Here is a 24023-nt window from a genome sequence, read left to right as displayed (position 1 = left end):
ACCGCGCTGGCCGCCTCGTACGGCGCCGGTCAGCTCGGTGACGCCAACGCCCTGACCACCGGTGTGTCCGCCGCGTTCATCGGTGCCGCCGGCATCGCGGTGGTGGGCGCGCTCATCGCGGCTGGGACGTTGCGCGGCAGCCGTGCGGCTGCGCGGGCCGCCGAGCGCGAGCCTGCCGGCGTCTGATCATCCACCTCGGTTGCCGCCCGCCTCACGAAGGCGGGCGGCAACGCACCCGCTTCAGGAGTTCCACATGCGACGAATCCCCGCCCTCGTCCCGGCCGCCGTCGATCCACGCGAGGCGGCACTGATCGCCTTCGCCGTGCGCGTTCTCGCGGAGCCGTCCGGCATCTCGGACGACGACGTCGCCGGGCTCCGGGCACACGGCTGGAGCGACCGAGTCATCGCCGACGTGGTCGGAGTCGTGGCTCTCAACCTGCTCACCGGACGGATCCGTCAGGTGGAGCTGGCTCGCCGGTTGCGGTTGGAGAAGAGCACCGTCAGCCGCCTGGTCACAAACCTGGCCGGCCGGGGGTGGGTGCACCGGGAGACCGCGGACGGCGATGGCCGCGGCGTGCTGCTCGTACTCACCGACGCGGGTGCCACCGCTGCCGCGCGGCAGGCGGACGCCCGCCGAGACCGGCTCACGGCACTGCTCGATCGCGTACCCGACGACCAACGCGCAGCCGTGGTGCGTGCGCTCCAGATGCTCGCGGAGGCCTCTGTTGAACCGTCCTGATCGGACCCAGCTCCGTCGAGCCCTGCTCCTGGTGGCCACCGCCGCCGCCATCACGCTGAGCAGCGGCTGCGCCGACGGCCCATCGACACCGGCACCGTCCGACCGGCAGGCCGATGTCGCCGAACGGGGCGCGTCGGTCATGCCGTTCGACCTGGAGCGCACCACCCACCGGTTCACCAAAACCGACACCGGCGGCGTGCAGACCGTCATCGCCGACGACCCCCAGGACACCACTCAGGTCACCCTGATCCAGCAACACCTGACCGCGGAGGCCGACCGCTTCCGGCGCGGCGACTTCACCGATCCCGCCCGCATCCACGGCAACGAGATGCCCGGCCTGGAAACGCTCCGCGCCCACGACGGACGAATCACCATCGACTACGAGAACACCCGCGACGGAGCACGCGTCACCTACACCACGACAGGCACCGACCTTCGCAACGCCCTGCACGCCTGGTTCGACGCCCAAAGCAGCGACCACGGCCCGCACGCCACCCGCTGAGATGATCGGTTGCGCTGCGTTGCCACCAGTCGTCGCGTTTCACGCGTTCGAGTGACATCTCGAAGGTGGGTTGGAATAGCGCAACGAAGTCTGCCGCAGCCGCATCTACGTCGCGGGTCTCACCAGAAATGAGGGCGGCGTGCCGAAGCCAGATTTCATCACCAAGAACGGGCGAGTCATACCGATCACCGGTAGGGGCAAGGGGAAGGGCGGGGGAGCGGTTGTCGCTGGTGTGTTGGCTCTAGGTGTCTTCGCTTCGTCTGGCGGAGCGATCTCGCTCGGCGGCGGTGCTGCGGGCGGCGGATCGGTGAACGTCGGTAGCGGCACCTCGTCGGCGCAACTGCGGGCTCGGAAGGCGGATGGGCAAAAGTCAGCGCGCAAGGGCGATGTCGACGGCGCTTGGCAGCGCATGGGATTGCGGCAGCTGCGCCGGACCGGGCGTCAGCAGGCGGAATGCTTGGCAGCATCGTTCGGCGAGGTCCGCGAGTTCTTCACCCGCACCCGCTGCACGTCGCTCGAACGCGTGTTGTTCGCCGTGGGAGACGGTGCGGGCAACACCGCGGTGGTGTCGGTGGCGTGGGTCGGTATGGCAAGCGCGAGTGACGCCCGCAAGTTCCACACGCTCATGGAGCGGTACGGCAGCGGTGACATCTACCCACTCGGGGCGTCCCTGCTCGATCTGGCTGATATTCGCTTCACCGGCCAGCGTTACGGCAGCGACCGTGACGGCAAAAGCGTGACGATCGCCGAGGCGGAGAACGCCGGCGGAAGCGGGTTCGACCACGACACGCTCGACGCGATCGCCGAAGTTGCCGCCTACCTGCCTCGTGTCTGACCCAGGGGGCGATCATGAGGCCGTCGGACCTGGGAGAGGATCTTGTCTGTCCTCGGACACCACCCGTAGCCACATCTGCTCGGCGGGTCCTTGCACAGGCGCGCTGATCGACCGGTCCAGCCAGCCGCGCCGAGGTTCCCCGATGACGGTGAGCCCGAAGTGCGCCGCGGCGCGATCGAGGTTTTCGTGCATCCACACCCGGAACTGCGCGTCGGCCTCACTGAGATGCGAGCTCAGCGCGTGGCCGCGGTGTCCGAGGACCGGTGAGCGGCCAGGTTGTTCTGACACTGGGTTCCTTCATCTTGGGCGCATCGAGCATCCTTCGCTGCTCCTTCTACTGCTTGCAGTTGCTCTAAGCGAGATGGCGCAAGGTCATTAGGCCCTTCGGGCACAGCTGGCGAGTGCTCGCGGTGACGCCGCCTCGCCGACCTGCGGCTTTTGGCTGGCCGGCGCAGGCCGCCGAAAATTGTCGGTGCTCGCCGCTAACGTCTCTCCTGCACCGCCGGACCGGCGGATCGACTCGCTCGGGGGCAAGGAGAGGGATCGTTGTCAGACTGGGAAAGTGCGAGCACGGCGCGGGTGTTGCCACCCGCACGCCCGCGCAAGCTCTCCAAGGTGCCGTTCGTCGAGTTGGCGGACGGGCGGTTGCAGGGGGTGGTGTCCAGTGGGTCGGACATCGAGCGGGTGTATGTCTCTTCCGTCGCCGCGGGGAGTTACGAGTTCGCTTGCAGCACCAACAACAACCGGCCGTGTGGTGGTGCGCGGGGGTCGTTCTGCAACCACATCTTCGCCCTGATCACCGAGGCGGTGCTGCAGTACGGGGTGGAGCGGGTGGCGCGGTACCTGCGAGTGGACGCCGCGGACATGGACGCGCAGGCCCTCTACGCGCTCATGATGGGGGCGCGGCCGTCGCAGGCGGACAGTGCTGCCGCGGCACAGGTGTTCAGTCGTTTTCTGCGTCATCTGGCCTATGTGGAGCATCCCGCGACGACTGACCCGCTGCCGGAGATGCAGTGGTTCCCGCCGACCAGGGTGGTGGTGTGATGCGCGCCGATCTGCTGGCAGATCCCGTCGACGGGCTTGACGAGGTGCTGGTGGCCGTCGCCGGCGTCGATCAGGCGTTGGCCGCCGGGCTGTTGCGGCCGCAAGCTGCCCAGGTTGCCGGGCTGGCCGCGCTGGCCGACGCGGTGGCGGGGTCCCCGCTGAGTGCCAGGGTGGCCGAGGCCGTGGAGAAGGCGGTGGCCGGCGCTGCGGGCGAGGAACACTTCCTTTCCCTTGCGGCGGCTCGGATCGCGCTGCTCGGTTCGGTGCACGACGCGCTGATGGTGCGGGTCGGGCAGGCGACCGGACGGGCCCAGGGCGACTCGAGTGTGCCGGTGCCGGGCCGAGGTCAGGCCGAGAACCTGGTGCTGGCGGCCCGGTCCTGGCTGGCCGACCTGGCTCGAGCCGGCTGGCAGGGCATCGACCACGACCTGGTCTCCGGTGCCGAACCGGTGATCTCCGCGCTGCTGCCCGAACCTCGGCTGCGCAGGCTGGCCGCGCTGCTGGACGGGTTCGCGGCCGATTTGGCCGCCTCGTGCCCCGGTTCCGCCCTGGAGCGGATTCCGTTGCGCCGCTGGGGAGATCTGTGGTCACGCGCGATGCTGCTGACGTTGCCCGGTGCGACGGAGGCTCCTGCGAGCACGGTGACCGGGCGGCTGCTGCCGCTGGGAGTGGACCTGCACGAGCACGCGACCGCCGCGCAGGCCCAGGTGCACGCGGTGTTCGAACCGGCCGGCGGCACGCCCTTCCTGGTGCGCGCCAGCGTGTCCGCGCCGAAGCCGGACACGATCATCGGTGCCGGGATCTGGCAGTTGCTGCGGCCGCACCTGTCGTTGCTGACGGCCGTCAGCGAGGGCAGGTCCATGGACCTCACCGACATGCCGATCACCGGCGAGGGCGACCTGTTGTGGCGCGACGAGCACGCGAGGCTCGGTGAGCCGGCCGATCCGTTCGTCACCGCGCGGGTCGTCCTGCCGGCCGCGAGCGCTCTGCCGACGGCGCCGCTGGACCGGCATCCGGCCCGCATCGCCGTGCCCGTGTTCCTGGAGGGCCACAGCGCCGAGCAGCAGGGGGAGACGCTGACCTTCTCCCTTGCCGGGCAGCCTGTCGTCGTGGACACCGACCGGGTGCCGGCCGCCGGGCCGCTCACGCCGGAAGCGGTGGCGACGTCGACCGCGTGCATCGGCCTGTTGCGCTGGGAGGCGGGCATGTTCCGGGTTCAGCCGCTCGCCGTCGAGAACACCGCACGCAAGAAGACCGTGGCCCTGCACGCCGGTGCGTGGGCCGGTGGCGCGGTGGACAAGGCCGGTGTCAAGGCGGAGAAGGCCGCGACCGACGCCGCGACGGTGCTGCGGGAGCGTGCCGGAAGGTTGTTGCGCAGATGACCGACGCACAGGAGAACCGCCGGCAGGTCCTCTACTGGCGGTTGCTGTCCCGGCTGTTCGACCACGAGGAACAGTCCACTTTGGAGTCGGCGAGCTTGGCCGTGCTGCAGGACATCGGCTTGCCGCCCGCGCTGCTGGACCCGCAGGCCGGTGTCGATTCGATCGTGCAGCGCCACCCTGGGCTCGCCGCCGAGTTCGACGGCGTGATGGTTCCCGAGACGGGGGATGAACGGGACAAGGCGGCCGAGGTACGGCGGGCCGCACTGGTGTCGAAGGTGTTGCTGAACGTCTTCGCCACCGGGTCCGGCACCGTCACCGCCGGGCAGCTGTCCCGGTGGCAGGCCGACGCGGGCTGGCTGGAACGTGCGCTGGGCTGCCGGCCGGGCGAACTGCGCGGTGGTGGCCGTCAGGCCGGCTCCGGAACCGGGACGGGCTCCGGCACGCCGGACCTGAGCAACCTGATCCCGCGGATCGGCCCCGAACTCGGTGCTCTGGAAGCGGATCTGGTCAAGCGCATGCACCTGCGCGAGGTGCTCGCGGACCCGGCGCTCGCCGCCCAGCTCACGCCGAGCATGTCGCTGATCGAGCAGTTGTTGCGGGACAAGGACAACCTCTCCGGGGTGGCGCTGGCCAACGCCAAGTCACTGATCCGCCGCTTCGTGGACGAGGTGGCCGAGGTGCTGCGCACGCAGGTGGAGAAGGCCTCCGCCGGCGCGCTGGACCGGTCGGTGCCGCCGAAGCGGGTGTTCCGCAACCTCGACCTCGACCGCACGATCTGGAAGAACCTGACGAACTGGAGCCCGGAGGAGGAACGGCTCTACGTCGACCGCCTCTACTACCGGCACACCGCGCGCAAGACCACGCCGCAGCGGTTGATCGCGGTGGTGGACCAGTCCGGCTCCATGGTCGACTCGATGGTCAACTGCACCATCCTGGCCTCGATCTTCGCCGGGCTGCCCAAGGTGGACGTGCACCTGATCGCCTACGACACCAGGGCGCTGGACCTGACCCCGTGGGTTGCCGACCCGTTCGAGACCTTGCTGCGCACGCAACTCGGCGGCGGTACCGACGGCACGGTGGCGATGGCACTGACCCAGCCGAAGATCGCCGAGCCGCGCAACACCGTGGTGGTGTGGATCTCCGACTTCTACGAGAGCCACTGCGAGCAGCTCTACGACTCGATGGCGGCGATCCACCGCTCCGGGGCCAAGTTCATCCCGGTCGGCTCGGTGACGAGCTCCGGTCGAGGCAGCGTGAACCCGTGGTTCCGCGAGCGGTTCAAGGACCTGGGCACGCCGGTGATCTCCGGCCACATCCGCAAGCTCGTCCACGAGCTGAAGACCTTCCTCACCATCTGACTTCTGTTCCTGCCGACTTCCCCGAAAGGCACCACGAAGACATGTCCGACCTGTTGCGCGCGCCCGCCGAGCTCAAGTACGCCGAGGAACTGGACTGGCTGGAGTCCGTCGACGACAACCCCAAGCCGTTCTCCTGGCGGTTGTCGCCGAAGATGATCCGGCTGTTCGTCCTGGGCGCCGAGCGGTCCGACGGCCTGGACCGGGAGATCGCGCAGAAGTGGTTCGGCGACCGCAGCATCGTCGAACGCGCCATCGTCACGCTGGCGTCCGACCGTGGTCTGCTGCTCATCGGCGACCCCGGCACCGGCAAGAGCTGGCTGGCCGAACTGCTGGCCGCCGCCATCTCCCGCAACTCCACCCAGGTGGTGCAGGGCACCGCGGGCACCACCGAGGACCACATCAAGTACTCGTGGAACGTGTCGATGGTGATCGCCAAGGGCCAGTCCCGCGAGTCGATGATCCCGTCGCCGATCATGAACGCGATGGAGTCCGGCACCATCGGCCGGTTCGAGGAACTGACCCGTTCGACCAGCGACGTCCAGGACGCGCTGATCTCCATCCTGTCCGAGAAGTACGTCTCGGTGCCGGAGCTGGACACCGACAACATCGTCTTCGCCCAGCCCGGTTTCTCGATCATCGCCACCGCGAACAGCCGCGACCGCGGTGTCAACGACCTGTCCTCGGCGCTGAAGCGGCGGTTCAACTTCGTGCGCATCCCGGTGGTGACGAACAAGAAGAGCGAGGCCGAGATCGTCCGGTTCCGGACAGAGGAACTGCTGCGCCGGCACCAGATCGAGCTGGACGTGCCGCCGACCCTGCTGGACGTGCTGCTGCGCAGCTTCGCCGACCTGCGCGCGGCATCGGCGGCGGCGGGCAGCGACGACGAGAAGCTGGAGTCCGCGCTGTCCACCGCGGAGCAGATCGGTGTGCTGGAGGACGCCATCCTGCACAGCAACTTCTTCGGCGAGCGAGAGCTGACCGCGCGCTCGCTCGGTTCCTCGCTGGTGGGGTCGCTGTCGCGGCGGGCGCCAGAGGACCTGGCGATCATGAACAAGTACCTGCACGGCGTGGTCGAGCCGCGGGGCAAGGACGAGGGCGGGCTGTGGCCGGAGTTCCTGGCCGGCGGCCGCGACACGATCGCCACCCTCTCGTGAGCTTCGAGTCGCTGCGCACGCAGCTGCAGCAGGCCGCGACGACCTTCGCCGACGGACCCGGTGCCCTGGAGGGCATCCTGCTCGGCATGGTCGACGACGTGGACCGCGCGGTCTCCGAACCGCTGGAGATCTTCCCGGTCTGCCACCACTCCCCGGCCTCCGCGGTGGCCATGGCCCGCCGGTTGCGGGACAAGCAGCCCAAGGTGATCTACCTGGAGCTCTGCGAGGACATGGCGCCGCTGCTCACCGAGCTGCGCAACTGCCGTCTTCCCGTTGCGGTGCAGGCGTTCTCCAGCGAGGTCGACGGGTTCCCGGCCGAATGGGCGCCGCTGTCGGTGGTCGCGCCGATCACCGAGGCGTCCGCGGAGTACCAGGCGATCGCCTACGCGCTGGACACACCGGGGGTCGAGCTGGTCCTGGTCGACCGCTCCTCGGACCACGTGTTCCAGTGGCAGCCACCGGAGACCAGACCGGCGGACGAGGACGCGCTGCACGGCGACGCGGTCGGCGTGGAGATCGGCGACCTGCGGCCGCGCTTCGCCGAACTGGAGGAGTACCTGCTGCACCACGGCAAGGTGCGGCATTGGTCGGAGTGGTGGCACCAGTACGTCGAGCTCCCGCTCGGAGACAGCGACCACGACACGTACCGCCAGGTGATGTTCCTGATCGGCAGCCTGTTCCGGCGGCTCGCCCCCGGCGATCCGCGCCGGGTACGGGTCGACGAGGACCGTGAGCGGTACATGTGGACGCGGATGCGCGAGCACCTGGCCGACAGCGGCGCGGACCCGGCGGACTGCCTGTACGTCTGCGGCGCCTTCCACGCGGCCAGTCGGGTCGCGGAGTTCGGCGTCGGCGGCAGCGACGGCTTCGTGATCAGCCCGCGCAGCGCGACGTTGTGGCAGCACGGCCTGATCCCGTCGAGCCACGCGGCGATCGAGGCGCAGTTCGACCTCGCGGCGGGCTCGGTGTCCATCGCGGCCACCGAGTGGGCGAAGAACCTGCGGCGCACCAAGGTGATCCCGTTCCAGCTCGCCGGGCAGGCCGGTGGGAAGAAGGCCCGCAAGCCCGCGGCGCTGCCCGGTCCGGGCCCGGAACTCGCCGCTGCCGACCAGCTTTCCGGCTTCCTGCGACGTTCGCCGGTGCTGGACCGGCTCGACGAAGCCGAGCTGCTCGGCTGGTCGGTGGAGATCGTGCGCGCAGCTCGCCGCAACGGCTATCTGGCCTCCACCGCCGACGCCATCGCGGTCTTCGAGACCTCGATCCTGTTAGCGGGCATGCGCGACCGGGCCCGGCCGACGCCGTACGACTTCCAGGACGCCGCCGTCACGTGCATCGAGAAGGACGTCGTCCCCGGACGCCGGGACGTCGGGCGCCTGGTCGAGATCATGATGGGCGGCGACCGCATCGGCCAGGTCGGCTACGACGCGCTGCCGCCGCTGGCCCGCGACGTGCACGACCGCCTCGCCCCACTCGACCTCAAGCTCCAGCAGCGCGGCGTACAGCGAGCTCTGCTCGACATCGCCTCCCGGCCGGAGCTCGAACCCTGTTCGAACCTGCTGTGGATGCTGCGCTACCTGCTGCCGCGCGGCGCCGCCCGTCCGATCATGGGCGAGCGGAAACTGGGCGAACGCCCGATCCAGGAGTCGTGGGACCTCGCCCTCGGCACCCACCAGCGGGCCCTCATCGAACTGGGCTACGAGGGCGTCAGCGTCGAACAGGTCGTGGAACAACGCCTCCGCCGCAGCGCCTACGACCCGCAGGCCACCACGGCGAGCGTCCTCGAAGCCGTCGAGGACGCCATCCGCTACCTGCACAGCCCACGCCTGGCGGGCGACCTGGGCACCCGAGCGCTGGAGGTGCTGGCCGGCGAACGCACGGTGGACGGCGCGCCGGAGGTCCTGCGCCGGTCCCGCCGTCTGCTCGCCTACTACCGCACGAACGAACCCGTTCTGCCGCAATGGATCGAGTCCTTCGTCCGCACCGGCTACGCCCACTACTGCACCCTGCTGCCGACGGCGTTCACCGACGAGGAAGCAGGCGTCGACCAGGTGGCCGCCATGCTCGGCTTCCTGTTCAGCATGGAGTCCCTGGCCCTGTCCCTGGGCTGCGACCGCACCCAGCTGGAACTCGCGGTGGCCCAGTCCCATCCGGAGGAGCCGTCGAAGGTGGCCCTGCTGTGGGCCGCCCAGGTCCACCTCGGCCGCCTGTCCCGGGCCGAACTGCGCGTCCGGTGCGACGACCTGCTGGGCAACCCGCTGTCGCTGCCGAGCTATCCGCGCTACCTGAGCGGTTTCGTGCACGCCCTCGACCCGGTGCCGAGCCTGGTGGACTTCGTGGTGGAGACGATGTCCAACGCGTTCGCCCACCTGCCGGACCCGCTGCTGCTGCCGTGGCTGCCCACCCTGATCAGCACCCTGCGTTCCCGCGGCGCGCAGTTCGTCCCACTGCTCATCCGGGAGGCAGGCCGGCTGTTCCCCGGCCGGCTCCCCGCACTCGACGAGTGGGTCCCGCCCTGGCTCGACCAGCCCGCACCCGTCGCGGCGCGCACGACGTCCGGAACCGGCCTCGCACTACTGGCCGCGCATCCGGCGACCTGTGACGCGGTGGCGGACCTGCTGGGCTGCGAGGGTTCCTGGCAGGCCGCGCCGAACGGGGTGGTGCTGCTGAGCCGTCATCCGGACACCGCGGTGGCACTGGAGGCGCTGCTGGCCACCTGATTCGGCTGTCGGAGCGCGCCACCAGCGCACCGTCACGTTCCACTGTGGACGGTCCGGTGAGCGGGTGAGTTCGACGAGTTCACGGCAGGGTGCGACCGGGAAGGCCGGCTGTTGCGGCTGGTCTTCGTGGACGGTGAGCCTTCGCGGGTGGCTCCGCGAGCGTGGCGCGCTCGTACACGGCCATCGCCTCCTTCGCCAGCCGGCTCCGTGAGTACCGGCCCAGAACGCGGTCGCGGGCGGCGATGCCGAACTGCTCCCGTCGCGTTTCGTCGGCCAGCAGCGCTATCAGCGACTGTGCCAGCCGCCGGCCGTCCTGCGGCTGGACCAGCAGGCCGGTCACGTCCGGCAGCACGATGTCGCTCAGCGCACCGACCGCCGTGGCCGCCACGGGGACACCGCAGGCCATCGCCTCAAGTGCAGCGCTGCCGTACCTTTCGGCGGCCGGTGCGCACACCGCGACGTCGGCCGACCTCAACATCGCCGGCAGGTCGGTGCGCGGAACCGCGTTCGCGTCCACCAGTTCGACATGGTCCACAGCGGACACGACGGCGTCCAGTGCCAGAGAGCTGGTACCGGAAGCCAGTTCTCCGGTCACCGCGACGCGCATTCGTCCATCGTGGACGGCGGCCGGACCTTCCGGGTCGAAGAAATCCGAGTTCACACCGCTGGGAACCACGGACACCTGGGTGCGTCGCACGCCCAGCTGCCACAGCTGCGCCGCTTCCGCGGAACTCGTCGCCGTGATCCACGCCGCCCGGCGCGCGATTAGCGCCTCGGCGTCGGAGCGCTGCTCCACCTCGGTCTCGCCGAACCCGTGATAGGAGTGCACCACCGGAACCTGAAAGCGATGCGCGCCGATTACCGATACCAGCCCGGACGTCCAGTGATGCGAGTGCACCACGTCCGGAGGTCGCGTCCGCCACTGCTCGGCGAGAAACCTGGCGAAATCACCGAGGTGGCCTACGAGCTCGTTCTCCGCGAGTGCGCACGCCGGTCCGGCGGGAACACGCACGATGTCGTAACCGTCATCCGGGCAGAGAGCTGTCGGTGAGGTGGAATCGTCGCGCCGGGTGTAGACGACCAGCTCATGTCCTGAAGCGCTCAATCCCGCGCACAGCTCCGCAACGTGCGCGGCCTGCGCCGCGCTTTCAGGGTGTGGGCCTGCCTGTACTGACACCATCGCTATTCGCATTCGTCCGGTCTCCAGCGCGACTCCGAGCTGCCGGCTCAACTCGACCAGTTCCGGTGGTGAATAGAGCGACCGTATTGCTTCTCGGCGCCGGCGACAAGGGTGCGCACCCGGCGCTGTGCACCCGCGCACTGGTCCAGAGCTCCGGTCGGCATCCCCTCGCGTCCACCCTGGAACCAGGTGACCGGTGCGCGCCACCGCTTCGGAGGTTCGCTCGATTCGAGACGAAGCGCTGTTCAAGGGGGTAGCGAGCCCGGTCGGCATGGGTCCTGCTGATCACTGGGCTGAGCTCTCCGCGTCGTCGCGAGTGAGGAGTGCCGTGCGCGGGCCCGAGTCTCGGGCGCGGGGCGGGCGGGCATTCACCCCATAGCAGGATGCGTACGTGGAATACGCGGATTCTGCCCTGCTCATCCGATGAGATTGTTCTAAACATCAATATTGGAGCGTCACCCGATGGTGTGATGCACGGCTGTGGTGTTCACACCATCGCGTGATCGCTAATTTGGTCTCCCCAGATTGTTTGGATACGGTCCTGTCGGACTTGCGGCTGGCATGTTGCCGAAGCAAACCCTTTGTTGACAGGTCAAACAAGGAGATTTCTGTGCTGAAGAAGGCAGGGGCGGCCGTCGCTATCGCGGGCGCATTCCTCGGTTTTGGTTCCACCGCGCTGGCCGATTCCCCTGAGCTGGACATCACGGACCAGGTCGGCGTTGCCGACCTGAACGACTCCGAGGTCGCCAGCGATCTGAACGCCTGCTTCATCGACGTCAACGTCATCGCGGTGCCGGTGCTGTCGGACAACGACAGCGGCCTGTGCGCCAACCCCGACGACAAGTGACGTAAGGCGGCGCACGCTGCGGCGGCGCGCCGTTCTTTCGATGGGGGAGCGGAGTTCGGCATGGCTGCCAGCTCCGTTCCCTCTCTTTGTTGCACGTGCAGATCAACGCCTGGCTCTTAGGAGGAATCGTCATGCTGAAGAAGGCATTTGCCGCGGCTGCTGTTGGCGCGGGTTTTCTGATGATGGGCACGCCCGCTTTCGCGACTCAGGGCGGCGCGATGGATGACATGATGGATCTCGCCACGAAGTACGAGCACGACCACCAGGTCGGCCTCGTGAACATGGAAGACTCCGAGCTGCTCAGCGACATCAACGTCTGCCACGTGGACGTGAACGTCATCGCGGTGCCGCTCTTCTCCAACAACGACAGCGGACCGTGCACGAACCCCGATCTCGACATCGAGCACGCGCACCACCACGGGGACGACTCGGACCGCTGAATCGCGGCACATCACGTGAAGTCGGCAACGCACCGGCTCCTACCGGTTGATCACTTCGGGGGCCGGTACGCCTGACACGGCTGCGCGTGGTGTCGTTGGTCCGGATGCGTCCGGACATCCTGTATCTCTCGCGAAGCGCCCGGCTGCGACTTGCAGCCGGGCGCTTCGTGCGTAACCGATTGTTGTTGCGCCGCAAGGGTTTCCGGGTAGTGTTCCGATCACCCGTTCTAGCGGTTTAGGTCCGTTTTTTTCTGATCTGTGATCTCGCCTCATCACCATTGTGCGCATGAACAGGACACCGATCTTCGACGAGCTCTACGCCAAGTACGTGGCCACGCCTGCGAGAGGTGCGATGGCGCCGCAAGCTCCGCAGTGGCCAGGTGAAACCGACGAGGTGCTTCCCGCATGCGGCAGCGACGTGACCGGTTCGCTCGATCCGGCCGGTTCGCCGAGCCATCGACGTCCGATGTAGCGGGCTGGGATGAAGCTCAAGCGGATCAGCCTGTTGTGCACGGCGCTCACGGTGACGGCCGCCGCCGCGACGCCGGTGGCCGATGCGGACGGCCAGCCGCTCGCCGAGCGCCTGCGCGAAGCGGTCGTGGCGCAGAACTTCAAGGACGTCATCGACCTGACCCCGCCGAAGCCTGGCGCACGACCGGCGCGGCAGGAGGAGTACGACGCTTCGCCTGCCGAGCTGATGAGCCGGGCCCGGACGCGTCCCGGCGGCACACCGTTGCACCAGACCCCGAACCTGGACGTGGCGGTCATCGAACTCGACCCCGCCGGGCGGCCGGCGGCGGTGGCGAACGTGTTGCTCAGCCCGCAGCACCCGAACGGCGTGGTCGTGCCGGTCCAGCCCCGGGTGCTGTCCACCGACCAGGTCCGTTATCGCTGGTGGGATGACGCTGAGTGGGACACCAACGGCGGCGTGGGCACTCGGGACGTGTTGCCGGGCAGGGACCACGCGCCGATCGACTTCTCCTCGCCGTACCCGGCGTCGGTGCTCAAGCTGCTGGTGGGCTTCGGTGTACTGCGGCTGGTGGACCTGGGCAGGATCGATCTCGACGCCGAGTACGTCTTCGAACCCAACCCGGTGCGTGAGGTGTGCGGCGGACCGTCGGTGAAGAGGGTCCGGCAGCACTTCGACGAGATGATCACGAAGTCCCAGAACGAGTCCACCTGCGCGTTGGTGAAGCTGCTCCACGACCTGAACGCGTGGGACCAGGTCAACCGGACGTTCGCAGACCTGGACATGCCGACGCTGATGGTCACCGGGACGATTCCCGGCAACGGGGGCGGCTGGGGAGGCGCGAACATGAGCGGTCTCGACACCGCCAAGCTCCTGCTGCTGATCAACGGCGGCGCGGACGTGCTGTGGACGACGAACGAGGGCAAGCCGGTCACCGCCAACGAGCTTTCGCCGACGTCACGGAAGTTCTTCCTGGACACGCTGGCGGCCCAGGGCCACAACGAGATGCTGTCCACATCGAACTGGTGCGGGCGCGACTACCCGGTGCAGGGCATCCCGCAGCAGGTGCCGTCACGCTGGATCGAGCCGGACGGCACCGTGACGGTCGGCGACGCGATCTACGACCGTGACGTGCGTCCGTGCAACGAAGCCGCCGAGGTGACGTTCGCGCACAAGACCGGCTGGACCGCCACCGCGGGCTCCGACGCGGGCATCGTGAAGTCGTTGCCCGGCAAGGACAAGCGTGAGTACATCGTCGTCGTGTTCGGCAACCTGGGCATGGACTACGCCGACGCCGCCCGCCCGGCCGATCCGCCCGGCGTCTTTCCCGTCCTCTACACGCAGAAGTACGCGCAGCTCGGCAAGGCGATCGATGCCATCATGAAGACTTCGTGACCACAGAGGTCAGGCCGTGACGCATGCCGGTCGCGATCCAGGATTGAGGCTCGGTCGCGTGGGCATCCGTAGGTGGATGTCGCACCTGAGACTCAGGTGCCGGGGAAGGACGACATGGGCACCGATGACAAGTTCGACGCCAAGGCCGACCAGCTCAAGGGCAAGGTCAAGGAAGGTGTCGGCGACGCGACCGACGACCAGGGTCTGCAGGCCGAGGGCCAGACCGAGCAGTCGAAGGGCCACCTCAAGGAGGCGGCCGAGAAGGTCAAGGACGTCTTCAAGAAGTGACCTGCGGACCTGGGAAGGGTGCGTGTATTCGCGGATGCACCCTTCCCTGGCTCGGTTAGGGTCGCGCCGTGGATCGAATCGCGGGATCGTTGTACGGGCTGGCTTTCGGGGACGCGCTCGGCCGGCCGACGGAGTTCCTGACCGTTGCGGAGATCGACCGGAAGTTCGGTCCTGCCGGGCCGGATGATCTGGTGGGTGATCCCGCGCTGGTCACCGATGACACGCAGATGGCGCTTGCGGTCGCGTGGGCGCTGCACGGTGTCGACCGGTACACCGCTGACGTGCTCGAGCCGCGGTTGCGGGAGCGGTTCGTGGCCTGGGCGCACAGTCCGGAGAACAACCGTGCGCCTGGGATGACGTGTCTGCGCGCGTGTGGCGGCCTGGCGGAGGGTGCGCCGTGGGTGGAGGCGACCATCGCCGGATCCAAGGGATGTGGCGCGAACATGCGCGTGACCCCGGTGGGTCTGGTGCCCGGTCTCGACCTCGACGTGCTCGCCGGGGTGTCACAGCTGCAGGCCGCGATGACCCACGGCCATCCCACGGCACTGGCCGCGTCCGAGCTCACCGCCTACGCCACGCGGCTGCTGGTCGACGGGGCCGACCTGGCCGACGTGCCCGCCGCGCTGCTGGCCCGGTGTGCAGAACGGCGCTCCGTCTACCTGGAGGAGTGGCTGGGATCACTGTGGCAGATGCCGGGCGCGACCACACCCGCCGACTTCATCGCCCGCGGCTGGGACGAGTGCGTCGTGGTGCTCGAGCGGCTGGTGGCTGCTCTTGCCCGGCCTGACGACGGCCTGGACGTGTGCCTCACCACAGGTGAGGGCTGGATCGCCGAGGAGGCGCTGGCGAGCGGTCTGCACTGCGCGATCCGGCACGCCGGCGACCCGGTGCGATGCCTGGTGCGGGGCGCCCGGACCAGCGGCGACTCCGATTCGATCGCCGCGCTGGCCGGAGCGTTCGCGGGCGCCGCCCACGGTCTGGCCGCCTGGCCGGCGGACTGGGTCGCGCGCATCGAGTACGCGGACCAGCTGACCGCGCTCACTTCGGGCACGCACAACCTGATCTGAGGCGTTGCGGGACGTCTGGACAGGACAAAGCCCGGCCGGATAGATCATCCGGCCGGGCTTCGGCAGTCCTGCGTGCCGCTAACGGCAGTGGGGACTAGGCGGGGACGATGTTCTCCGCCTGCGGGCCCTTCTGGCCCTGCGTGATGTCGAAGGAGACCTTCTGGCCTTCCTGGAGCTCACGGAAGCCCTGAGCGGCGATGTTCGAGTAGTGGGCGAAGACGTCAGCGCCGCCACCGTCCTGCTCGATGAAGCCGAAGCCCTTTTCAGCGTTGAACCACTTGACGGTTCCGGTGGCCATGGTGCACTCCAAGCATGAATTTGGCGCCCGCACTGTGCGGGGCCGGGTGATCCGTCATGGCCGGAGACGCTGAACAGCAAAACGCCCGTGACCTGCGATCACGGGCGAACGGTACTTCGGAACCATGACAGATGTGAATACCGTACACCGGCGGGCCTCAACATCCAGCATCGCATGGCCCAAATCTCCGGATCGTGTCGAAGATCGCCTCACAGGGTGACGGCGGACGACCACGGCCAGCCCCAGCAGCACCCGGTACACCAGCGGTTTCGCGCGTCCGAGTGACGCGCGTCGCTCTCCGTCGATTCGGGCTGGAGCTGGCTCAACGCCTAGGGTGCTGCATGTGTCGCAGTGCGGCCTCGCCCGGTTGCCTGGGTGCTTCCACGAGCGCGGTCGCTGACGGGGACAATCGCCCCCGACCGTTCAGCTCCAGGAGGATTGTTGATCCACAAGTTCTCGGTTCGCTCCGCGGGGGTAGCGGAGCCCGACATCCGTGAGCTCGGCCGATCGTGGGAGCTCGACGACCTCGAAGTGTGGCGCGACTACTACGTCGAGTTCGAGGTCTCGCCCGATGCCGCCGCGCTCGCCGGGGTGGCCGCCGTGCTCGGCGACCAGCTCGACGTCGAGGTCTCCCTGGACCAGCCGCTGGACGCGGGTGCCGTACAGGTCGCCTACAAGCGTGGCGTGGTCGACAACGAGAGCGACTCGATCATCACGGTGTGCGGGTTGCTCGGCGTCGAGGCCAAGGCCGGCAAGGTCGCCACCAGCTACAAGTCCGCGTCGCCCGCGCTGAGGGACCTGGTGGTCGCCACGCGGTTCAACGCGACGATCGAAGAGCTGCACGACGAGGAACCGCACTACGACACCCTCGTGCCGCAGGGGCACTACGAGTCGGCCGTGCAGTACGACCTGCGCGGGCTCGACGACACGAAACTGGCCGAGCTCGGCACGGCCGGTGGGCGCAACCTGTCGCTCGCCCAAATGAAGCACGTGCAGCACGTGCAGCACACGCTCGGCGACGAGTTCGTCACGGACGTCCTGCTGGAGGCGCTGGACGCCCGGTGGAGCGACCACTGCGCGCACACCACGTGGAAGTCGCTCGGCAGCCTGCTCGGCCGGCTCGTGCAGGCCGCGAAGGACGTCGACAACCCGAACGTGCTCAGCATGTTCCACGACAACGCCGGCGTCTGGGACTTCTACGACGGCCACGCGATCGCCATCAAGGCCGAGACGCACAACGGGCCGTCCGCGATCTCCGGCTACTTCGGCCAGCTGACCAAGCTCGGCGGCGTGCTGCGCGACATCCTCGGCACCGGGCTTTCCGCCGACCCGATCGGCAGCTTCGAGTACACCGCCATCGGTGAGCCCGAGGCACCCGCGCCGATCAAGGGCCGGCCGGACGCGCGCCGTCTCGCCGGCGAGACGATCCGGGCGATCAAGGAGTACGGCAACACGTTCGGCGTGCCGATGATGTCGTCGCGCATGACGTTCCACCCCGCGTACCGCGCCAAGCCGTTCGCGCTCGGTGGCAGCATCGGCCTGCTGCCCGTGTCGGCGGCGCAGCGCGGCACGCCGCGACCGGGTGACTTCGTGGTGCTGATCGGTGGCCTGACCGGCAACGAGGGCATCCACGGCGCGTCCGCGAGCTCCGCCGGTGCCGTGATGGACACGGCCGCCGTGCAGATCGGCGCGCCGCTGGAGCAGGTCAAGTTCCGCAAGGCGCTGATCGAGCTGCGCGAAGCGGGCTGCATGAGCGCGCTCACCGACGTCGGTGGCGCGGGCCTGAACAGCGCCGTCGGCGAGATCGGCGAGGCGTGCGGTGTCTGGATCAACACCGCGCTGGTGCCGTTGAAGACCGCGGCGCTGCCGATGTGGCGGATCCTGCTGTCCGAGTCGCAGGAACGCATGCTGCTCGCCGTGCCACCGGAGCACCAGGAGCGGGCGAAGAAGATCCTCGACCGCCACATGGTGCGTTCGACGGTCATCGGCCGGTTCGCGGACACGGGTCGCTACCACGTGTTCCACGCCCCGGACCTGACCGAGGAGGCGCTGATCGCGGGCGCCCCGGACGTCGTGCCCGTCCACCAGGGCGAACTGGGCTTCGACGTGGCGTACGACCTGCTCGACATCGAGGTCGAACGGTTCGAGGTCGGTCCGCCGCCGCGTCCGGCCGACGTGGTCGAGTGGCCGGAGCTGGCGCCCACGCAGCTCGCCGGGCTGCTGGAGGAGGTCGTCGCCGACGCGGAGGTGGCCTCGCAGCACTTCGCCGACTCGCAGTACGACTCCACGGTCCAGGGCAACACCTGGTACGGCCCGCACTACGGCACCGAGTACCCGGTCCGCACGGCCTACTGGGCAGGCACGCCGGTCGCGGGTTCGCCCGCCGCCGCCGTGGTGAACACCGCGTTCAACCCGTGGATGTTCGACGCCGACCCGGTCGCCGCGACGCGCCAGATGTTCTGCTCGGTGCTCGCGGGCCAGGTGCTCGCCGGCGTCGCCGTGAAGGACGTCTGCATGTGCGACAACTTCTACACCCCGCACCTCTCGCCGCACTGGCGTGAGTGGCTGGTCGGCATGGTCGACGAGCTCGCCGTGCTGGTCCGCCACTTCGGCGTGCCGCTGATCTCGGGCAAGGACTCGTCGGCGGGTTCCGTGCAGACCGACGAGGGCCTGGTCAGCGTGCCGCCCGCGGTGTTCCTGAGCGCGCTGGGCAAGGTGCCGCACACCGACGGCCTGCTGCGCGAGCAGTGGACCGCGCCGGGCAACGTGCTGGTCCGCGTCGGCCTGGCCACGAGCTCCCCGGTCGGCACGGTCGCGGCGCGCAAGCTCAGCCTGCCGACGGGCGCGCTGGACGACCTCGCACTGTCCGATGTGGACAGCTACCTGAGCGCGCTCGCCGCGAGCAGGAACCTGTTGCGCAGTGGTGCCCGCATCGGTGCCGGTGGCGTCGCGGCCACGCTCGCCCAGGGCGTGCTGGCCAGCGGCATCGGCGTCAAGCTGGAGTCCGCGACCACCGAGTCGCTCTTCGCCGAGCACCGCGTCGGCGCTGTCGTCGAGGTCGCCCCCGACGACGTCGCCGCCCTGCCCGCCGAGCTGAGCCCGGTCGTCCTCGGTGTCCTCGAAGGCACGCTGGAAGGCACCGGAATCGTGCTCGACGGCATCGACCTGTTCGCCCCGGCCGCGCGCGACGGCTGGCTCAACTCGTTCACGGCGAGGATCGCATGAAGCCGACCGTCAACGTCCTGTACCTGCCTGGCACCAACTGCCAGGAGGAGACCGTCCGAGCGTTCGCCGAGGTGGGTGCGCAGCCGCGGATGCGGTTCGCGGCCGACCTCCTGGCGGGCACCGAACGGCTCGACGACGCCGACATCCTCTGCATCCCGGGAGGGTTCTCGTTCGGCGACCACCTCGGCGGTGGCGCGGTGGCCGCGGCGTTGCTGCGCAGCCACCTGGCGGACCAGTTCGAGGCCTGCCGCACCCGTCCGCTGATCGGCATCTGCAACGGCTTCCAGATCGCCCTGCGCGGAGGCTGCTTCGGCAAGGTCGGCCTGAAGGTCAACAGCGCCGGGACGTTCCGCAACGAGGAGAACCAGCGGCACGTCGTCGACGCCGACAACGACAGCCCGTGGCTCGCCGGCCTGGGCGGTCAGACCCTGTCCTTCCCGTGCGCGCACGGCGAGGGCCGGTTCGACCCGGGCAGCGAGACCGAGGGGTACCGCGTCGCACTGCGGTACGAGAAGGACTCCAACCCGGACGGATCGTTCGAGGACATCGCGGGCATCACCAGCGCCGACGGCCTGGCGTTCGGGCTGATGGACCACCCGGAACGGGCGATGGACCGCGAGGTCCGGCTGGCGTTCTTCGAGAACGGCGTCCGCGCGGTTCGCTAGCACGACTGGTGCCGGCCCTGCTGCGAGCGCGGGGCCGGCACCACCATGCACCGTCTGACCGCAAACTCACCCGGCGACGTTCCGGGCCACGGCACTGCCCCGCAGCTGGTCGGCCTTGATGCCGTACTGCGCCATCTTGCGGTAGATCGTCGCCCGCCCGATGCCGAGCTCGGCGGACGCCTGGGCGATCGTCGCGCCCGGCGCGGTCAGGCAGCGCACGATCTCGTCGCGCTCCAGAGTCTGCAGCCTGCTCAGCCGGTGGCCGACGCTGGTGAACACCTCGGCGGGCAGGTGCTGGGCGTCGATCACGTCCGAACGGGCGGCGGCGACGCGCACGACCTGGCGCAGCTGCCGGGTGTTCTCCGGCCACTCGTAGGACAGCAACGCGCGCACGGCGGCCGAGGTGAACGTGACCTCGCGGCCTCGGTCGCGGTGTGCGAAGTAGTGGGCCAGCGGCAGGACGTCGTCCGGGCGGAAGCGCAGCGCCGGGGCCTCCACCACGACGTCCACCAGGGGTGCCAGGGCCTCGGGCAGGGCCTCGGTCGCGGTCAGCGCGAAGCCGGTCAGCAGCGGGGCCAGCGACGAGGCCGCCCACGCCGGCAGCGCGTCCACGTCCGAGACGACGACGCAGGTGTCGGTCTTGCCGAGCTCCGGGGTCCACAGCCGCAGCCACGAGCCGACGTCGTCAGGGGCCGGCGGACGGGCGTTGAGCAGGCGTTCGCGGGGGCGGACGGTGCGCCGGGCGAGGGTGGCCAGCGCGGTCTTGCCCGCTCCGGACTCGCCGACGACGGCCACCACCCGGTCGTTCCGCATGGCCTCCACCGCCGTGGCCACCGCGGACGTCCACGCCGCCGACAGCCGGGGCGGCGCGACCCTGTCCGCGTAGACGCGGAACACCTCACCGCGGGGTGAGGGACGGACCTTGCGGCCAGAGGCGCGGGCCAGCATCAACGCGGCCGTGGTGCCCGCCGCGGCCTGGGCCAGTGCCAGGAGCAGGTCGGACGACTGGTCGGACCAGGTCGTGAGGTTCACGCTGCCCGCCAGCGCGCCGGACACCGGGTCGAGCACCGGCACCGCCGCGCACGTGTAGCCGCGCAGGCCCGTGCAGTAGTGCTCGTCGGCCCTGACCAGGGACGCGGTGCGGTCCGCGAGCGCGAGGCCCAGGCCGTTCGTGCCGGCGTTGGTCTCGGCGAAGTAGAAGCCCGGGGCCAGGTAGACGCGGTCGAGCGAGCGGACGATGGCCGGGTCCGTGCACAGCCTGGTCAGCACCAGGCCCTCGCTGTCGGTGATCATCAGGCTGATGGGCTCGTTGGACAACGTGGCGTGCAGGCCGCGCAGCACCTCGTGGCCGCACTCGTAGAACAACGAGGTCGTGTCGACCGTGCCGGTGAAGACGGGCCGGACCTCGTCCTCCGGCACGCCGTAACCCTCGCTGCGCAGCCACGACGCCCGCAGGCGCTGCGGGATCGCGGCAAGCTGCCGGTCGTCCACGTCGACCTCCTCGTCGCACGTCCGGACCCCAGAGTACGACTCGAAGCGGCGCGGGCCGCAGTAGCGGATGTCTCAAAGTGAGACACCGGGTGGGTGCCTGAGCTGCGCCGATCTTCCTACGGTCGTCCCAACCACCACAGGAGGCGGCCATGTACTCGAAGGACGGCGAGAACTACTTCATCGTCGACGCGCACGTCGCGCTCTGGGACGCCCGCCCGGAGAACCAGCGCAACATCCACGGCAAGCAGTTCATCGACTGCTTCTACGACTACCACCGCAACCTCTCGCCGGAGGAGGAGGTCTGGTCGTACGAGGAGTACCTGTACCAGGGCGGCGAACGCCTGATGAAGGACCTGTTCGACGACGGGTACGTGGACCACGCGATCTTCCAGCCCGCGCACCTGGGTGCCTTCTACCGCAACGGTTTCGGGCAGACCGAGGAAGCGTTCGCGCTCACGTCGAAGCACCCGGACAAGCTGACCTACAACCACTGCTGGGACCCGCGCCGTGAGCAGCAGGGGCTCGACGAGCTCAAGCGGGACGCGGAACGGTTCGGGCTCAAGGGCGTGAAGCTCTACACCGCCGAGTGGTACGGCGACTCGCGCGGCTGGCGGCTCGACGACCCGTGGAACTACCGGTACCTGGAGACCGCGCAGGACCTGGGCATCCGCAACATCCACATCCACAAGGGGCCGACGATCCGGCCGCTCGACCGCGACGCGTTCGACGTGGCGGACGTGGACCACGCCGCGACGGACTTCCCCGAGCTGAACTTCGTGATCGAGCACTGCGGGCTGCCGCGCCTGGAGGACTTCTGCTGGATCGCCACGCAGGAACCGAACGTGCACGCGGGTCTCGCGGTCGCGATGCCGTTCATGCACACCCGGCCGCGCTACTTCGCGCAGATCATCGGCGAGCTGCTGTACTGGCTGAACGAGGACCGGATCCAGTTCTCGAGCGACTACGCCCTCTGGACGCCGCGCTGGTTGATCGAGCGGTTCGTGGACTTCCAGATCCCCGCCGACATGACCGAGTACGCGCCGCTCACCGTGGCGCAGAAGAAGAAGATCCTCGGCCTCAACGCGGCCCACATGTACGACATCCCGGTGCCCGCCGGCCTCGACATCGCACCGGTCGAGCAGGAGGCGGTGTCGGTCGCATGATGCAGGCCTGGAAGGCGCTCGACGAGGTGATGGACCCCGAGCTGGACGAACCGATCACCACGCTCGGGTTCGTCAGGTCCGTGGTGCTGGACGGCGACGTGCTGACCGTCCACTTGCGACTGCCGACCGCGTTCTGCTCGCCGAACTTCGCGTACCTCATGACATCGGACGCGAAGGACGTGCTGCGCGGCCTGGCCCCGCACGTGCTCGTCGTGCTGGAGGACCACCACGACTCGGACATGATCAACCGGGGTGTCGCCGCCGACGCCGGCTTCGTCGGCACGTACGGCGAGGAGGCGTCCCGCGACCTGGAGGAGCTGCGGCTGACGTTCCAGCGCAAGGCCCACGCGGCGGCGATGGAACGGGCGGTCCGCACCGTGCCGCTGGAACGGCTGAGGTCGTTGACACTGCGGGACCTTCCGGAGTCGAAGGCGACGGAGGCGTTGCGGCGCAGGCGGTCCGCGCTCGGCTTCGGCACCGCGCCGGACGCGCTGGTCCTGGTCGACGACAACGGCGTGCCGCTGCCACCGGGCGACCTGCCGCTGCGCCTGCGGTTCGCGAGGTCGGTCGGCATTTCCATCGAGGGCAACGCGCACTTCTGCCGCGGCCTTCTCCGCACCCGTTACGCAATGGAGGAAACGGCATGAGGGCCGTCCAGGTAGTCGGCTACCACCAGCGGCTGGAGCTCACCGAGGTCAGCGAACCGGAGGTGACGGGCCCGTTCGACGTCGTCGTGCGCATCGGCGGCGCCGGCGTGTGCCGCACGGACCTGCACATCCTCGAAGGGCAGTGGGCCGAGAAGTCCGGCGTCACGCTGCCGTACACGATCGGCCACGAGAACGCCGGCTGGGTGCACGCCGTCGGCGCGGCCGTCACGAACGTCGCGGAAGGCGACAAGGTGATCGTGCACCCGCTGATCACGTGTGGCCTGTGCCGCGCCTGCCGCAGCGGCGACGACGTGCACTGCACCGCCTCGCAGTTCCCCGGCATCGACACGGCCGGCGGCTACGCGGAGTACCTGAAGACCTCGGCGCGTTCGGTCGTGAAGATCGACGACGCGCTGGAACCCTCCGACGTGGCCGCGCTGGCCGACGCGGGTCTCACGGCGTACCACGCGGCGGCCAAGGCGGCCCGCAGGCTGCGGCCGGGGGACCGGTGCGTGGTGATCGGCGCGGGCGGACTCGGGCACATCGGCGTGCAGGTGCTGAAGGCGCTGACCGCGGCCGAGATCGTCGTGGTCGACCGCAACCCGGACGCGGTGAAGCTCGCCGAGACGATCGGCGCGGACCACGGCGTCGTCGCGGACGGCTCGCACGTCGCGGCGGTGCTGGACCTCACCGGCGGGAACGGCGCCGAAACGGTGATCGACTTCGTCGGCGAGGGCGGCGCGACCCGCGACGGCGTGGCGATGCTGCGCAGGGCGGGCGACTACCACGTCGTCGGCTACGGCGAGAACATCGACGTGCCCACGATCGACATCATCTCCACGGAGATCAACCTGATCGGCAACCTGGTCGGCTCCTACAACGACCTGTGCGAGCTGATGGTGCTGGCGGCGCAGGGCAAGGTCACGCTGCACACCCAGAAGTACCCGCTGGACCGGTTCCAGGACGCGATCGACGACCTCGACAACGGGCGGGTGCGCGGCAGGGCGATCCTCACGCCCTGATTCCACCCTGGAGTGGCGTGGCCCCGCCCCTCGCCGGGGCCACGCCGGGCATCTAGGGTCTGTATCGAAGTCTGGTTCGATGAGATCAGACTTCG

Annotated in this window: 22 protein-coding genes and 1 pseudogene; 20 read left to right on the top strand and 3 right to left on the bottom strand. The window is 69.3% G+C overall.

Going from position 1 to position 24023, the window contains the following annotated elements:
- The 9 genes and pseudogenes from IG04_RS47110 to IG04_RS0107045 all read left to right on the top strand — a co-directional run.
- A pseudogene (locus IG04_RS47110) lies at positions 1 to 186 on the top strand (MFS transporter); the annotation flags it as partial.
- Positions 187 to 253: 67 nt separating this feature from the next.
- Positions 254 to 739, top strand: a complete 486-nt coding sequence (locus IG04_RS45040; protein ID WP_084589988.1) for a MarR family transcriptional regulator — start codon at positions 254 to 256, stop codon at positions 737 to 739.
- On the top strand, positions 726 to 1241 hold the full coding sequence (locus tag IG04_RS0107085) for a hypothetical protein (protein WP_051769095.1): 516 nt from the start codon (positions 726 to 728) through the stop codon (positions 1239 to 1241). The genes IG04_RS45040 and IG04_RS0107085 overlap by 14 nt, the downstream gene beginning before the upstream one ends.
- 457 nt (positions 1242 to 1698) lie before the next feature.
- A complete protein-coding gene (locus IG04_RS47105; RefSeq protein WP_051769092.1) occupies positions 1699 to 2076 on the top strand; it encodes a hypothetical protein in 378 nt (125 codons plus the stop codon).
- Between the two features lie 546 nt (positions 2077 to 2622).
- Positions 2623 to 3120: a hypothetical protein gene (locus IG04_RS0107065; RefSeq protein WP_051769090.1), complete on the top strand. Its 498-nt coding sequence runs from the start codon at positions 2623 to 2625 to the stop codon at positions 3118 to 3120.
- On the top strand, positions 3090 to 4502 hold the full coding sequence (locus tag IG04_RS0107060; protein WP_030475732.1) for a hypothetical protein: 1413 nt from the start codon (positions 3090 to 3092) through the stop codon (positions 4500 to 4502). Before IG04_RS0107065 ends, IG04_RS0107060 begins: the two co-directional genes overlap by 31 nt.
- On the top strand, positions 4499 to 5860 hold the full coding sequence (locus tag IG04_RS0107055; protein ID WP_030475731.1) for a VWA domain-containing protein: 1362 nt from the start codon (positions 4499 to 4501) through the stop codon (positions 5858 to 5860). The genes IG04_RS0107060 and IG04_RS0107055 overlap by 4 nt, the downstream gene beginning before the upstream one ends.
- 41 nt (positions 5861 to 5901) lie before the next feature.
- Complete coding sequence (locus IG04_RS0107050) at positions 5902 to 7014, top strand: ATP-binding protein (protein WP_030475730.1); 1113 nt, start codon at positions 5902 to 5904, stop codon at positions 7012 to 7014.
- The gene (locus IG04_RS0107045) at positions 7011 to 9731 is read left to right on the top strand and encodes a DUF5682 family protein (RefSeq protein ID WP_030475729.1); all 2721 of its coding nucleotides are present in this window, start codon (positions 7011 to 7013) and stop codon (positions 9729 to 9731) included. Before IG04_RS0107050 ends, IG04_RS0107045 begins: the two co-directional genes overlap by 4 nt.
- A gap of 79 nt (positions 9732 to 9810) precedes the next feature.
- Here IG04_RS0107045 and IG04_RS0107040 read toward each other — a convergent pair whose 3' ends face one another.
- Positions 9811 to 10911, bottom strand: a complete 1101-nt coding sequence (locus IG04_RS0107040) for a glycosyltransferase (protein ID WP_245816586.1) — start codon at positions 10909 to 10911, stop codon at positions 9811 to 9813.
- 610 nt (positions 10912 to 11521) lie between these two features.
- Here IG04_RS0107040 and IG04_RS0107035 point away from each other — a divergent pair.
- The 6 genes from IG04_RS0107035 (at position 11522) to IG04_RS0107010 (ending at position 15417) form a co-directional block, all read left to right on the top strand.
- Positions 11522 to 11758 (top strand): hypothetical protein, encoded by a 237-nt coding sequence (locus IG04_RS0107035; protein ID WP_030475727.1) that lies wholly within the window; start codon positions 11522 to 11524, stop codon positions 11756 to 11758.
- Between the two features lie 131 nt (positions 11759 to 11889).
- Positions 11890 to 12198 (top strand): hypothetical protein, encoded by a 309-nt coding sequence (locus IG04_RS0107030; protein WP_051769084.1) that lies wholly within the window; start codon positions 11890 to 11892, stop codon positions 12196 to 12198.
- Between the two features lie 286 nt (positions 12199 to 12484).
- Entirely contained in the window at positions 12485 to 12670 is a 186-nt protein-coding gene (locus tag IG04_RS0107025; RefSeq protein ID WP_030475725.1) for a hypothetical protein, read from the top strand.
- Between the two features lie 9 nt (positions 12671 to 12679).
- The gene (locus tag IG04_RS0107020) at positions 12680 to 14062 is read left to right on the top strand and encodes a serine hydrolase (RefSeq protein ID WP_030475724.1); all 1383 of its coding nucleotides are present in this window, start codon (positions 12680 to 12682) and stop codon (positions 14060 to 14062) included.
- A gap of 114 nt (positions 14063 to 14176) precedes the next feature.
- Positions 14177 to 14350: a CsbD family protein gene (locus IG04_RS42300; protein ID WP_063758226.1), complete on the top strand. Its 174-nt coding sequence runs from the start codon at positions 14177 to 14179 to the stop codon at positions 14348 to 14350.
- 68 nt (positions 14351 to 14418) lie between these two features.
- On the top strand, positions 14419 to 15417 hold the full coding sequence (locus IG04_RS0107010; protein ID WP_030475723.1) for an ADP-ribosylglycohydrolase family protein: 999 nt from the start codon (positions 14419 to 14421) through the stop codon (positions 15415 to 15417).
- A 94-nt stretch (positions 15418 to 15511) separates the two neighbouring features.
- Here IG04_RS0107010 and IG04_RS0107005 read toward each other — a convergent pair whose 3' ends face one another.
- Entirely contained in the window at positions 15512 to 15715 is a 204-nt protein-coding gene (locus IG04_RS0107005; protein ID WP_030475722.1) for a cold-shock protein, read from the bottom strand.
- A 441-nt stretch (positions 15716 to 16156) separates the two neighbouring features.
- Here IG04_RS0107005 and IG04_RS0106995 point away from each other — a divergent pair, with 441 nt between their 5' ends.
- Both IG04_RS0106995 and IG04_RS0106990 read left to right on the top strand, forming a co-directional pair.
- A complete protein-coding gene (locus tag IG04_RS0106995) occupies positions 16157 to 18940 on the top strand; it encodes an AIR synthase-related protein (protein WP_051769081.1) in 2784 nt (927 codons plus the stop codon).
- A complete protein-coding gene (locus IG04_RS0106990; RefSeq protein ID WP_030475720.1) occupies positions 18937 to 19605 on the top strand; it encodes a phosphoribosylformylglycinamidine synthase subunit PurQ in 669 nt (222 codons plus the stop codon). The genes IG04_RS0106995 and IG04_RS0106990 overlap by 4 nt, the downstream gene beginning before the upstream one ends.
- Positions 19606 to 19671: 66 nt before the next feature.
- On the opposite strand, the gene IG04_RS0106985 is transcribed toward IG04_RS0106990, so the two are convergent.
- Complete coding sequence (locus IG04_RS0106985; protein WP_051769077.1) at positions 19672 to 21096, bottom strand: AAA-type ATPase lid domain-containing protein; 1425 nt, start codon at positions 21094 to 21096, stop codon at positions 19672 to 19674.
- 149 nt (positions 21097 to 21245) lie between these two features.
- Between IG04_RS0106985 and IG04_RS0106980 the strand changes: the two genes are divergently transcribed.
- The 3 genes from IG04_RS0106980 to IG04_RS0106970 are packed head-to-tail and all read left to right on the top strand — an operon-like array spanning position 21246 to position 23928.
- Positions 21246 to 22259 (top strand): amidohydrolase family protein, encoded by a 1014-nt coding sequence (locus tag IG04_RS0106980; protein WP_030475718.1) that lies wholly within the window; start codon positions 21246 to 21248, stop codon positions 22257 to 22259.
- Positions 22256 to 22906 (top strand): iron-sulfur cluster assembly protein, encoded by a 651-nt coding sequence (locus IG04_RS0106975; protein WP_211257692.1) that lies wholly within the window; start codon positions 22256 to 22258, stop codon positions 22904 to 22906. The genes IG04_RS0106980 and IG04_RS0106975 overlap by 4 nt, the downstream gene beginning before the upstream one ends.
- Complete coding sequence (locus IG04_RS0106970) at positions 22903 to 23928, top strand: NAD(P)-dependent alcohol dehydrogenase (protein ID WP_030475716.1); 1026 nt, start codon at positions 22903 to 22905, stop codon at positions 23926 to 23928. Before IG04_RS0106975 ends, IG04_RS0106970 begins: the two co-directional genes overlap by 4 nt.
- Positions 23929 to 24023: the final 95 nt, after the last annotated feature.

Origin of the sequence: Lentzea albidocapillata, assembly GCF_000719115.1 — a bacterium.
Lineage (GTDB): Bacteria > Actinomycetota > Actinomycetes > Mycobacteriales > Pseudonocardiaceae > Lentzea > Lentzea albidocapillata.
Note: the sequence above shows the minus strand (reverse complement) of the source record. Positions and strands in the feature narration are given on the sequence as shown.